Annotated in this window: 13 protein-coding genes; 11 read left to right on the forward strand and 2 right to left on the reverse strand. The window is 62.1% G+C overall.

The window, feature by feature from the left end; all coding sequences use genetic code 11:
- Positions 1–88: 88 nt before the first annotated feature.
- Complete coding sequence (locus JZZ72_RS07070) at positions 89–346, forward strand: FAD assembly factor SdhE (protein ID WP_043862035.1); 258 nt, start codon at positions 89–91, stop codon at positions 344–346.
- Positions 330–782, forward strand: a complete 453-nt coding sequence (locus JZZ72_RS07075) for a protein YgfX (RefSeq protein ID WP_058540941.1) — start codon at positions 330–332, stop codon at positions 780–782. Before JZZ72_RS07070 ends, JZZ72_RS07075 begins: the two co-directional genes overlap by 17 nt.
- Here the strand turns inward: JZZ72_RS07075 and nadB are convergent.
- Positions 751–2367: an L-aspartate oxidase gene (gene nadB / locus JZZ72_RS07080; RefSeq protein WP_054914774.1), complete on the reverse strand. Its 1617-nt coding sequence runs from the start codon at positions 2365–2367 to the stop codon at positions 751–753. The genes JZZ72_RS07075 and nadB overlap by 32 nt on opposite strands.
- 449 nt (positions 2368–2816) lie before the next feature.
- On the opposite strand from nadB, the gene rpoE reads away from it, so the two are divergent.
- The 4 genes from rpoE (at position 2817) to JZZ72_RS07100 (ending at position 6681) form a co-directional block, all read left to right on the forward strand.
- Positions 2817–3398, forward strand: a complete 582-nt coding sequence (gene rpoE, locus JZZ72_RS07085; protein ID WP_010220971.1) for an RNA polymerase sigma factor RpoE — start codon at positions 2817–2819, stop codon at positions 3396–3398.
- Between the two features lie 31 nt (positions 3399–3429).
- Positions 3430–4023, forward strand: coding sequence for a sigma-E factor negative regulatory protein (locus JZZ72_RS07090; RefSeq protein ID WP_043862032.1), 594 nt, complete (start codon positions 3430–3432; stop codon positions 4021–4023).
- 12 nt (positions 4024–4035) lie between these two features.
- Positions 4036–5001 carry a MucB/RseB C-terminal domain-containing protein gene (locus tag JZZ72_RS07095; RefSeq protein WP_210014224.1) on the forward strand — a complete coding sequence of 322 codons (966 nt, stop codon included), beginning with the start codon at positions 4036–4038 and terminating at the stop codon, positions 4999–5001.
- A gap of 300 nt (positions 5002–5301) precedes the next feature.
- Positions 5302–6681, forward strand: coding sequence for a DegQ family serine endoprotease (locus JZZ72_RS07100; RefSeq protein ID WP_370409179.1), 1380 nt, complete (start codon positions 5302–5304; stop codon positions 6679–6681).
- A gap of 71 nt (positions 6682–6752) precedes the next feature.
- On the opposite strand, the gene JZZ72_RS07105 is transcribed toward JZZ72_RS07100, so the two are convergent.
- Entirely contained in the window at positions 6753–8036 is a 1284-nt protein-coding gene (locus tag JZZ72_RS07105; protein ID WP_210014225.1) for an NHL repeat-containing protein, read from the reverse strand.
- A gap of 178 nt (positions 8037–8214) precedes the next feature.
- On the opposite strand from JZZ72_RS07105, the gene lepA reads away from it, so the two are divergent.
- From lepA to era, 5 genes are all read left to right on the forward strand, one after another.
- The gene (lepA, locus tag JZZ72_RS07110; RefSeq protein WP_043862028.1) at positions 8215–10014 is read left to right on the forward strand and encodes a translation elongation factor 4; all 1800 of its coding nucleotides are present in this window, start codon (positions 8215–8217) and stop codon (positions 10012–10014) included.
- A 5-nt stretch (positions 10015–10019) separates the two neighbouring features.
- Positions 10020–10874, forward strand: a complete 855-nt coding sequence (gene lepB / locus JZZ72_RS07115; protein ID WP_043862027.1) for a signal peptidase I — start codon at positions 10020–10022, stop codon at positions 10872–10874.
- A gap of 96 nt (positions 10875–10970) precedes the next feature.
- Positions 10971–11111: a hypothetical protein gene (locus JZZ72_RS07120; protein ID WP_156326207.1), complete on the forward strand. Its 141-nt coding sequence runs from the start codon at positions 10971–10973 to the stop codon at positions 11109–11111.
- Positions 11108–11797, forward strand: a complete 690-nt coding sequence (gene rnc / locus JZZ72_RS07125; RefSeq protein WP_043862025.1) for a ribonuclease III — start codon at positions 11108–11110, stop codon at positions 11795–11797. The genes JZZ72_RS07120 and rnc overlap by 4 nt, the downstream gene beginning before the upstream one ends.
- Positions 11790–12692, forward strand: coding sequence for a GTPase Era (gene era, locus JZZ72_RS07130; protein WP_043862024.1), 903 nt, complete (start codon positions 11790–11792; stop codon positions 12690–12692). Before rnc ends, era begins: the two co-directional genes overlap by 8 nt.
- The last annotated feature ends 50 nt before the right edge of the window (positions 12693–12742 follow it).

A 12742-nucleotide genomic window follows, 5' to 3' on the forward strand; every position in this document is an offset into this window, starting at 1 on the left:
CGGCAAAATAGGTAGCCGACCTAGACCAACGCCTTGTGCCGTTCACAGGCTCGGCCTGTATACTGGCGGCCAATTTGAGGAGGGCTCCATGGTCGTCGAACAATCTGAACTCAACCGGCTCTTCTGGCATAGCCGCCGCGGCATGCTGGAGCTGGACGTGCTGCTGGTGCCGTTTACCCAAGAGGTGTACAGCACCTTGAACGACGTCGACCGCGCGCTCTATGTCCGGCTGCTGACCTGTGAAGACCAGGACATGTTCGGCTGGTTCATGGAACGCAGCGAGTCCGACGACCCTGAGCTGCAGCGCATGGTGCGCATGATCCTGGACCGTGTCCAGCCCAAGTGACCGCTTCGAGTGTCGCTGGCAGGGCTCGCGGGTCCTGCTGGCGGCCTACCTCGCATGCCAGTTGCTGGCGCTGATCGCGCTGTGCCTGCTGGCCATTTCGCTATACATGACCCTGCTTGGCCTGGCGCTTTGCCTGGCACACGCAGCCTGGGTCGTGCCCCGGCATATCCTGCTTACCCACCCGCGTGCCGTCACCGGCCTGCGCCGTGATCCTTCTGGCTGGCACCTGTTCAGCGCGGCCACGGGCTGGCAGCAGGTGCAACTGCGCCGCGACAGCCTCGCCTTGCCCGCCCTGGTAGTGCTGCGTTATCGCCGGCCGGGGCGGCTGTTCAGCCAGAGCCAGTGCATCGCCCCCGATGCGCTGGAACCGGTGCTGCACCGGCGCCTGCGCTTGCGGTTGAAGTTCAGTCGGCGTAGGTGGGCGGCCGTAGAATAGTGTCCAGCGCTTCGGGCAGCATGTCCGGGTAGTCCAGGGTGTAGTGCAGGCCCCGGCTTTCCTTGCGCTGCATGGCCGAGCGGATCATCAGCTCCGCTACCTGGGCAAGGTTCCTCAGCTCGATCAGGTCGCGGCTGACCTTGTAGTTGCTGTAGAACTCGTCGATTTCGTCCAGCAGCAGACGTACCCGGTGCTGGGCGCGCTGCAGGCGCTTGCTGGTGCGCACGATGCCGACGTAGTCCCACATGAACCGGCGCAGCTCGTCCCAGTTGTGCGCAATGATCACATCTTCGTCCGAATCGGTGACCTGGCTGGCATCCCAGCAGGGCAGGGCCTGGGGCATGGCCACGCTGTCGAGCCTGGCGAGGATGTCGGCTGCCGCCGAGCGGCCGTAGACGAAACATTCGAGCAGCGAGTTGCTGGCCATGCGATTGGCGCCGTGCAGGCCGGTGAAGCTGGTTTCGCCAATGGCATAGAGCCCCGGTACGTCGGTCTGGCCGTGGTCGTCGACCATCACGCCGCCACAGGTGTAGTGCGCCGCCGGTACCACCGGGATCGGCTGGGTGGTGATGTCGATACCGAAGGTGAGGCAGCGTTCGTACACGGTCGGGAAGTGGCTTTTGACGAACTCCGCAGGCTTGTGGCTGATGTCCAGGTACACGCAGTCGACGCCCAGGCGCTTCATCTCATGGTCGATGGCGCGGGCCACGATGTCGCGCGGGGCGAGTTCGGCGCGCGGGTCGAAGCGCGGCATGAAGCGCTCGCCGTTGGGCAGCTTGAGCAGGGCGCCTTCGCCGCGCAGTGCTTCTGTGATCAGGAAGCTCTTGGCCTGCGGGTGGTACAGGCAGGTGGGGTGGAACTGGTTGAACTCCAGGTTCGCCACCCGGCAGCCGGCGCGCCAGGCCATGGCGATCCCGTCGCCGCAGGCGCCGTCCGGGTTGCTGGTATAGAGGTAGACCTTGGCCGCCCCGCCGGTGGCCAGCGCGGTGAAGCGGGCGCCAAAGGTGTCGACCTCGCCGCTGGCACGGTTGAGCACATAGGCCCCCAGGCAGCGCTCGCCGGCCTGGCCCAGGCGCCGTTCGGTGATCAGGTCGACCGCCACGCGCTGTTCCAGAAGCTCGATGTTCGGGCGCTGGCGGGCCTGCTCCAGCAACGTGGTGAAAATCGCCGCGCCAGTGGCGTCGGCCGCGTGGATGATGCGCCGGTGGCTGTGGCCGCCCTCGCGGGTCAGGTGGAACTCGAAGCCGCGTTCATCGACGCCGGCCTGTTCGTCACGGGTAAACGGCACGCCCTGGTCGATCAGCCACTGGATCGCCTCGCGACTGTGCTCGACCGTATAGCGCACCGCGTCTTCATGACACAGCCCGCCGCCGGCATTGAGCGTATCCTCCACGTGGGACTGTACCGTGTCGGTGTCGTCGAGCACGGCGGCAACACCGCCCTGTGCCCAGAAGGTCGAGCCGTTGGCCAGCTCGCCTTTGCTCAGTACGGCGATGCGCAGGTGCGCCGGCAGGTTCAGGGCCAGGCTCAGGCCGGCGGCACCGCTGCCGATCACCAGAACGTCATGTTGGAATTGTTGGCTCATGTCAGGGATATCCGAGCGAGGCGACCACTAGTATAAGGACGGGGGTATCGGCACAATAGTCAGGTGTTTATGGCATTGTGAAACTATCGTGAAACGGGCTGGGTTGCCTTTATAACAGCCTCGAGGGCCTGATTTCCATGACGTGCGGTGCGACCTGATGCTTGCATGTGGGAACTTTCCTGGAACCCTGCCTATCCATAGAAGGTTGCCTGCATGCCAGGACGCGGCGGCGACGGGAGGCCTGGGGCTGATATCGGCTCTGCCTGCGTACACGAGACCAGAATATTGACGCAGCCGGCCGTGACCGTGCTGCGTTTTTCGTGCGAGCCGTTCAAGGGCCGCAGGAAACTTGCTTGGAGGGGAGAACTTTTGCGAAAAGCCCGAGTCTATGGTTGCAAGCCTGAACGATGGCCGCTGCAGCACTCCTCCAGGTCCACCGAGGAGTGTTCATGCTAACCCAGGAAGAGGATCAGCAGCTTGTCGAGCGCGTGCAGCGTGGCGACAGGCGAGCGTTTGATCTGTTGGTGCTGAAGTATCAGCACAAGATTCTCGGGTTGATCGTGCGTTTTGTGCACGACACCCATGAAGCCCAGGATGTGGCACAGGAAGCGTTCATCAAGGCTTACCGTGCGCTTGGCAATTTCCGTGGCGACAGTGCGTTTTATACCTGGCTGTACCGCATTGCGATCAACACGGCGAAAAACTATCTGGTATCCCGCGGTCGACGGCCGCCAGACAGTGATGTCAGTTCCGAGGATGCGGAATTTTACGATGGCGATCATGGCCTCAAGGATCTCGAGTCACCAGAGCGCGCGCTGTTACGAGATGAAATCGAGGGCACCGTCCACCGAACCATCCAGCAGCTGCCAGAAGATTTGCGTACGGCGTTAACTTTACGTGAATTCGATGGTCTGAGTTACGAGGACATTGCGAGCGTCATGCAGTGTCCGGTGGGTACCGTGCGCTCTCGAATTTTCCGCGCTCGGGAGGCCATAGATAAAGCCCTGCAGCCGTTGTTGCAGGAAACCTGAGACAGCGGCGACAGCCAAGAGAGGAACCGCCATGAGTCGTGAAGCTTTGCAGGAATCGCTGTCCGCGGTGATGGATAACGAAGCGGACGAACTGGAGTTGCGTCGGGTATTGAATGCCGTCGACGACAATGAAACCCGTGCCACCTGGTCGCGTTACCAGGTTGCCCGAGCAGCGATGCACAAGGAACTGCTGCTGCCAAAACTGGATATCGCCGCCGCGGTCAGTGCCGCACTGGCTGACGAAGCCACGCCGGTCAAGGTTGCCCGTGGTCCATGGCGCAGCCTGGGTCGTCTGGCTGTTGCAGCTTCGGTGACCGTTGCAGTACTGGCAGGTGTGCGCCTGTACAACCAGGACGACATCAGCGGTGCCCAACTGGCTGCCCAGCAGCCTGTGCAGCAAGGCGTGACTGTACCTCAGGTGCAAGGCCCGGCAGTACTGGCAGGCTACACCGAGAGTGCCGAACAGCCGACCGGCCCAATGGCAAATGGCGTGCTGCAAGGTCAAAGCGGCTGGCAGGACGAACGTCTGCCGGGCTACCTGCGCCAGCATGCTCAGGAAGCCGCCGTGGAAGGGACTGAAAGTGCTCTGCCTTATGCCCGTGCGGCCAGCCTGGAAAATCGCTGAGTAAGGAGGATCATGCGCGCGCCAACTCTACTACCGCTCTTGCTCGGAGGATGTCTGTCGGTGCCGGCCCTGGCCGCCAACTCCTCCACTGATGCCGCAGACTGGCTCAACCGTCTGGCCAAGGCCGAGCAGCAGCAGAGTTATCAGGGTACTTTCGTCTACGAGCGTAACGGCAGCTTTTCCACCCATGACATCTGGCATCGGGTGCAGGAGGGCAAGGTTCGTGAACGCTTGTTGCAACTCGATGGCCCAGCCCTTGAGGTTGTGCGGGTAGATGGACGTACCCAGTGCGTGAGCGGCGCCCTGGCCCGCGGAGTGGGCAATGCGGCGCAGTCTTCGCCCCGTGTACTGGACCCCTTGAAGCTGATGAACTGGTACGACCTGAGTGTGGCAGGGCGCTCCCGGGTGGCCGGTCGCGATGTCGAGATCATCACCCTCAGGCCGCGCGATCAGCATCGTTATGCCTTCGAGCTGCACCTGGATCGACAGTCGGGTTTGCCCCTCAAGTCGTTGCTGCTCAACGACAAGGAGCAACTGCTGGAGCGCTTCCAGTTCACCCGGTTGGAGACCGACAAGGCGCCGGACGATGCCCAACTGCAGCCCAGCAGCAACTGCAAGGCGGTGGCCCAGGCCACTCAGCAGGTTGCCGAGGCCGCATCGGGATGGCGTTCCGACTGGTTGCCACCCGGCTTCGAGCTGGTCAACAGCGCGGTACGCAAGGATCCGGAGCACAAGAGCACCGTCAGCAGCCTGATGTACGATGATGGCCTGGCACGCTTCTCGGTGTTCCTGGAGCCGGTTGCAGGCAATTCGGGCATCGACGCCCGTACCCAGCTTGGCCCGACGGTCGCGGTTTCGCGCCGGCTGACCACGCCCAAGGGGGATGTGGTGGTCACCGTGGTAGGGGAGATCCCCATCGGTACGGCCGAGCGGGTCGCTTTGTCGATGCGTGCCCAAGACGCCCACGCCAGCCAATGACGAGCCACAGGTAATGCGTTGATGATCGATGGGCCGCCAAGGCGTTGACATGATTCGTAAGCCTTCGAATTTGCAAAATTCTCCAGATTTATCTATAGGTCAGTTCTTTCGGGGGCTGGCCTTTACTGCTGTTGCAGCATCAACAATGCCGATCCACCGAGCCTGGTCGCAGCCTTTCGAGGATGTTGCCGGGCTTTGTGCGTTGGCTGGTCCCTACTGCTTAACCACGCTCGTTGTGACGGGAGCCGTATGTCAATACCTCGCTTGAAATCCTATCTGTCGCTGTTCGCCGCCGTGCTCATGCTCGGGCAGGTGCTCAACGCCCAGGCCGAAGCCCTGCCTGATTTCACCACCCTGGTCGAGCAGGCCTCGCCGGCGGTGGTCAACATCAGTACCAAGCAGAAGCTGCCTGATCGCAAGTATGCCGCGGGTCAGATGCCTGACCTCGAAGGCCTGCCGCCGATGTTCCGAGAGTTCTTCGAGCGCAACATGCCACAAGCCCCGCGCTCACCCCGTGGCGATCGTCAGCGCGAGGCCCAGTCGCTGGGTTCGGGCTTCATCATTTCAGCCGACGGCTACATCCTCACCAACAACCACGTGGTGGCCGATGCCGATGAAATCATCGTGCGCCTGTCCGACCGCAGTGAACTGCAGGCCAAGCTGGTCGGCACCGACCCGCGTACCGACGTGGCATTGCTGAAGGTCGATGGCAAGAACCTGCCCACGGTCAAGCTGGGCGACTCCGAGAAACTCAAGGTGGGCGAGTGGGTATTGGCCATCGGTTCGCCGTTCGGCTTCGATCACTCGGTGACCAAGGGTATCGTCAGCGCCAAGGGCCGCACCCTGCCCAACGACACCTACGTGCCGTTCATCCAGACCGACGTTGCGATCAACCCGGGTAACTCCGGTGGCCCGCTGTTCAACATGAATGGCGAAGTGGTCGGCATCAACTCGCAGATCTTCACCCGCTCGGGCGGCTTCATGGGCCTGTCGTTCGCTATCCCGATCGATGTTGCACTGGATGTTTCCAACCAGCTGAAAAAGGACGGCAAGGTCAGCCGTGGCTGGCTGGGCGTGGTGATCCAGGAGGTCAACAAGGACCTGGCCGAATCCTTCGGCCTGGACAAACCGGCCGGCGCGCTGGTGGCCCAGGTGCTGGAAGATGGTCCGGCAGCCAAGGGCGGCCTGCAGGTGGGCGACGTGATCCTGAGCATGAACGGTCAGCCGATCGTCATGTCGGCTGACCTGCCGCACCTGGTCGGTGGCCTGAAAGATGGCGCCAAGGCCAAGCTGGAAATCATCCGCAACGGCAAGCGCCAGAACCTGGACGTGACCATCGGTGCACTGCCCGATGAAGATCAGGACGTGACCACCGGTGCCAATGGCGGCGTCGAGCGCAGCAGCAACCGCCTGGGCGTATCGGTAGCCGACCTGACCGCAGAGCAGAAAAAGACTCTGGAGCTCAAGGGCGGCGTGGTCATCAAGGAAGTGCAGGATGGTCCGGCCGCGATGATCGGCCTGCGTCCCGGTGACGTCATCAGCCACTTGAACAACCAGGCCATCCTTTCGGCGAAGAACTTCACCGAAATCGCCAAGGAACTGCCGAAGAACCGTTCGGTGTCGATGCGCGTGCTGCGTCAGGGCCGTGCCAGTTTCATCACCTTCAAGCTGGCCGAGTAAGGCCTGACCGAGAAGGTCGCGGTAAGAAAAAGCCCGACGCCGATGCGTCGGGCTTTTTCATGGGCGCGCAGTCAATTGCGAAAGCGTGCCAGAAGACCGGAGAAACCCCATGCGTGCTGGCTGTTCAAGCCAATCAGTGTGGCGGCGGGCGTCATTGCGACGGCGATCATCTTTCTGTCCTTGGGGTAGTCCTGGAAGGCGATACCTTGGTTGCCAAAGGCAGTATCCAGTCGGCCATGGACTGTATAGCGGGCACGGTAGATGCGCTGACCGCCCAGGCCAAACACCACCAGCTTGCCGTCCTGGTGCAGCGCTGCGGCTTCCCATTCGTCTTCGGTGTGCGTGTTGAAGGTCAGCACCGTCGGGTTGCCGTGGTTATAGGTCGCGTCCCTCACACCTTCGGCATCGAATTGCCAAGTCATGGCGTTGGTGTCTTCGGGGCGCTCGCCGGGCAGGTTCCCCGCGACGATCAGGTGGCCATCGGGGCGTTGAATCAGCGTGTTGAAGCGGATGTTGGCGTTTCGACGCGGAGCAAGCCAGCGGAGCCAGCGCGGCAACCAGTGCAGCCAGCGTGACAGCGGGGATTCATACAGCTTGAAACCGTATCGGTCGCCAAAGGACGGGTCGGGTGTGCCGTCGTTTCTGAAGCGTGCGATGAAGCCTCGGGTCTCAGGCCTGTTGCGCAAGGTCCCGGCAACGAGAAATGTACTTTCCTGCGCAATGACATTGGCGATCTGCACCGTCCCGTAGGGGTGCGTGATCTCGATGAGCTGACCGCTCGGGAAACCGGCATTGCCGGCAAGATCCAGTCGATAGACGCAAGCATGGGTAGCCAGCCAGTCCGACTCCAGCGTAACACTGGCGAGCAGGTGTCCGGCCTGCAGCTGGAGTGAGGTGGAATGCAGCTTCAGGTGAAGGCTGCTGTCCTGATCCAGGGCAAGGTAACCGTGGGGGGAGGCATAGCTGGTGTCCAACGCGCCCCGCGCGTCGAAACGTGCCACCACCAGCCTGTAGGGCTTGCCGGCGCTGTTCATCCATCCCAGCATCCATATCTTCGCGCTGGCATCGACGACGATGGCTTCCGCGCCCGATTCGGCCACCGGGTCGAATGTTCCGAACACTATCCCTTTGTTGCCGAACGTCGGGTCCGGATCACCTTTATCATCGAAGCGAAGCAAGGTATAGCGGGACTGCTCGTGGTCCCCGGTCAGGCCACACACGGTGATTGTGTCATCGTGTATTGCCACATCAGTGATGAACCGATCGGTGTCCGCAATTTGCGGTAGGGAGCGCTCGCCGTTGTCACCAAAGCTCGTATCGGGGCTTCCGGGGACTGCTGGTTGAACATGTGCCATGGCCATTTCTCCGTCTGGTGCCCTATATTCGGGTCTGCGCGAGCGGCCATCTACTGACAGAAATATCAGGCACCATGAAACTGGAGGGGCGGGCGTGGCGGCTGGCCCCTTCATAAGGTACAATTCCCGGCTATTTTTCGGCGGGCGTTCGCCCCGCAGCCTTTTTGAGTGTTGACCCGTGAGTGATTTGAGTCATATCCGCAATTTCTCCATCATCGCCCACATTGACCATGGCAAGTCGACCCTGGCCGACCGTTTCATCCAGATGTGCGGTGGCCTCACCGCGCGCGAGATGGAAGCGCAGGTACTTGACTCCATGGACCTCGAGCGCGAGCGCGGGATCACCATCAAAGCCCATAGCGTTACCCTGTATTACAAGGCGAACGACGGCATCACCTACCAGCTGAACTTCATCGACACCCCCGGCCACGTCGACTTCACCTATGAAGTCAGCCGTTCGCTGGCCGCCTGCGAAGGCGCGCTGCTGGTGGTCGATGCCGGCCAGGGCGTGGAGGCCCAGTCGGTCGCCAACTGCTACACCGCCATCGAGCAGGGCCTGGAGGTCATGCCGGTACTGAACAAGATGGACCTGCCCCAGGCCGATCCGGACCGCGTCAAGGACGAGATCGAGAAGATCATCGGCATCGACGCCACCGACGCCGTGGCCTGCAGTGCCAAGAGCGGCATGGGCGTGGACGAGGTGCTCGAGCGCCTGGTGCAGACCATTCCGGCCCCTACCGGCGACATCGATGCACCGCTGCAGGCGCTGATCATCGACTCCTGGTTCGACAACTACCTGGGCGTCGTGTCCCTGGTGCGCGTGCGCCATGGCCGAGTCAAGAAGGGCGACAAGATTCTGGTCAAGTCCACCGGCAAGGTGCACCTGGTCGACAGCGTGGGCGTGTTCAACCCCAAGCACACCGCCACCGCCGACCTCAAGGCCGGCGAAGTGGGCTTCATCATCGCCAGCATCAAGGACATTCACGGTGCACCGGTCGGTGACACCCTGACCCTCAGCTCCACGCCCGACGTGGAAGTGCTGCCAGGCTTCAAACGTATCCAGCCCCAGGTATATGCCGGCCTGTTCCCGGTCAGTTCCGAAGATTTCGAAGATTTTCGTGACGCGCTGCAAAAGCTGACCCTGAACGACTCGTCGCTGCAGTACCTGCCTGAGAGCTCCGACGCACTGGGCTTCGGCTTCCGTTGCGGCTTCCTCGGCATGCTGCACATGGAGATCATCCAGGAGCGCCTGGAGCGCGAGTACGACCTGGACCTGATCACCACCGCGCCGAGCGTGATCTTCGAGGTCAAGCTCAAGACCGGTGAAACCATCTACGTCGACAACCCGTCCAAGCTGCCAGACGTGTCGTCGGTGGAAGACTTCCGCGAGCCGATCGTGGCCGCCACCATCCTCGTGCCGCAGGAGCACCTGGGCAACGTCATCACCCTGTGCATCGAGAAGCGTGGCGTACAGCGCGACATGCAGTTCCTCGGTTCCCAGGTGCAGGTGCGCTACGACCTGCCGATGAACGAAGTGGTACTGGACTTCTTCGACCGCCTCAAATCCACCAGCCGCGGCTATGCTTCGCTGGACTACCATTTCGACCGGTATCAGTCGGCCAACCTGGTCAAGCTCGATGTACTGATCAACGGCGACAAGGTCGATGCCTTGGCATTGATCGTGCACCGTGACAATGCGCACTACAAAGGCCGCGCGTTGACCGAGAAGATGAAGGAACTGATCCCGCGGCAGATGTTCGATGTGGCAATCCAGGCCGCCATTGGCGGGCAGATTGTGGCGCGTACCACTGTCAAGGCGCTCAGAAAGAACGTACTGGCCAAATGCTACGGTGGCGACGTTAGCCGTAAGCGCAAGCTGTTGGAAAAGCAGAAAGCCGGTAAGAAACGCATGAAACAGGTGGGCAACGTGGAAATTCCACAGGAAGCCTTCCTCGCCGTGCTCAGGTTGGATAGCTAGGTCCTATGTCACTAAATTTCCCGCTGTTGCTAGTCATCGCCGTTGCCGTGTGTGGACTGCTGGCCCTGATCGATCTGCTGTTCCTGGCCCCGCGCCGGCGCACGGCGATCAACACCTATCAGGGCAGCGTCAGCCAGCCCGAGATGGCGGTGGTCGAGCAGTTGAACAAGGAGCCGTTGCTGGTCGAGTACGGCAAATCGTTCTTCCCGGTGCTGTTCATCGTGCTGGTGCTGCGCTCGTTTCTGGTCGAGCCGTTCCAGATCCCTTCGGGGTCGATGAAGCCGACCCTGGAAGTGGGCGACTTCATCCTGGTGAACAAGTTCTCCTACGGCATCCGCCTGCCGGTGATCGACAAGAAGGTCATCGAGGTCGGTGACCCGCAGCGTGGCGATGTGATGGTGTTCCGCTACCCGAGCGACCCGAACGTCAACTACATCAAGCGTGTGGTCGGCCTGCCGGGCGACCAGGTGCGCTACACCAGCGACAAGCGTCTGTTCGTCAACGGCCAGCCGATTGCCGAGCAACTGGTCGGCAGCGAGCCGGGCACCCTGGGCAGCGCCGAACTGTACAAGGAGAAGCTGGGCGAGGCCGAGCACCTGATCCGCAAGGAGATGAGCCGCTATCGCATGCCGCCGGACCAGCAGTGGGTGGTGCCTGCCGGGCACTATTTCATGATGGGCGACAACCGCGACAACTCCAACGACAGTCGCTACTGGGATGACCCCAACATTCCCAAGGAGCTGCTGGGCATGGTTCCCGACAAGAACATCGTCGGCAAGGCCTTCGCCATCTGGATGAGCTGGCCAGAGCCCAAGCTCAGCCACTTCCCGAGCCTTTCGCGGGTTGGCCTGATCAAGTAACACCCTAACGGCGCTGTCCTTCGACAGCGCCGAATGCTTTTCTGGCATAGGCTGTACAAGGGCGTCCACAAGACGCGCCCCGGCCGGACGTCAGGCATGAACAAAACCGTCTTTCAGGATTTGCATTTGAACAACGCGTTAACCCCGTCGGCTTCGAGCCGGACAGAACTGTGTGAGCCCGGCGCCCTGGCGCCGCTGCTGAAAATCGACCACGAACAGCGCGTGGGTACACTGTGAGCGTTTCCTTGAGCCGCCTCGAGCGCCAGCTCGGCTACACCTTCAAGAACCAGGAGCTGATGCTGCTGGCCCTCACGCATCGCAGCTTTGCCGGCCGCAACAACGAACGGCTGGAGTTCCTTGGTGATGCGATCCTCAACTTCGTCGCCGGCGAGGCCCTGTTCGAGCGCTTCCCCCAGGCCCGCGAAGGCCAGCTGTCGCGCCTGCGCGCCCGGCTGGTCAAGGGTGAAACCCTGGCCGTGCTGGCCCGCGGTTTCGACCTGGGCGAGTACCTGCGCCTGGGCTCGGGCGAGCTGAAAAGCGGCGGGTTCCGGCGCGAGTCGATCCTGGCCGATGCCCTCGAGGCGCTGATCGGTGCGATCTACCTGGACTCGGACATGCACACCGCTCGCGATCGCGTGCTGGCATGGCTGGCCGGTGAGTTCGAGAGCCTGACCCTGGTCGACACCAACAAGGACCCGAAAACCCGCCTGCAGGAGTTTCTGCAGTCGCGGGCCTGCGAACTGCCCCGCTACGAAGTGGTGGATATCCAGGGTGAACCCCATTGCCGGACGTTTTTCGTCGAATGCGAAGTGACCCTGTTGACTGAAAAAAGCCGAGGGCAGGGCGTGAGCCGGCGTATCGCCGAGCAGGTCGCGGCCGCCGCAGCACTGATCGCCCTGGGCGTGGAGAATGGCAATGACTGAACAGAACACTACCCGTTGCGGCTACGTCGCCATCGTCGGCCGCCCCAACGTGGGCAAGTCGACGCTGCTCAACCACATCCTCGGGCAGAAGCTCGCGATCACCTCGCGCAAGCCGCAGACCACCCGCCACAACATGCTCGGTATCAAGACCGAAGGTGATGTGCAGGCGGTGTACGTCGATACCCCCGGCATGCACAAGGGCAACGAGAAGGCGCTCAACCGCTACATGAACCGTACCGCCTCGGCGGCGTTGAAAGACGTCGACGTGGTGATCTTCGTGGTCGATCGCACCAAGTGGACCGACGAGGACCAACTGGTGCTCGAGCGCGTGCAGTACGTGCAGGGCCCGGTGATCCTGGCCATCAACAAGACCGACCGCATCGAGGACAAGGCCGAGCTGATGCCGCACCTGCAATGGCTGCAGGAGCAACTGCCCAACGCCGAGATCGTGCCGGTCTCGGCGCAGCACGGGCACAACCTCGATGCCCTCGAAGCACTGATTGCCAAGCACCTGCCGGAAAACGAGCACTTCTTCCCCGAAGACCAGATCACCGACCGCAGCAGCCGCTTCCTGGCTGCCGAACTGGTACGCGAGAAGATCATGCGCCAGCTCGGCGCCGAGCTGCCGTACCAGATCACCGTCGAGATCGAGGAATTCAAGCAGCAGGGCAACGTGCTGCATATCCATGCACTGATCCTGGTCGAGCGTGACGGCCAGAAGAAGATCATCATTGGCGACAAGGGCGAGCGCATCAAGCGCATCGGCACCGAGGCGCGCAAGGACATGGAGCTGCTGTTCGACGCCAAGGTCATGCTGAACCTGTGGGTCAAGGTCAAGGGTGGCTGGTCCGACGACGAGCGCGCCCTGCGTTCGCTGGGCTACGGCGACCTCTGAATGCCCTGGCCCGACACCGGCCGGTGTCGGGCCCACCTCTTCGTGAAGCG

The sequence above is a fragment of the Pseudomonas palmensis genome (genome assembly GCF_017848315.1).
Classification (GTDB): domain Bacteria; phylum Pseudomonadota; class Gammaproteobacteria; order Pseudomonadales; family Pseudomonadaceae; genus Aquipseudomonas; species Aquipseudomonas palmensis.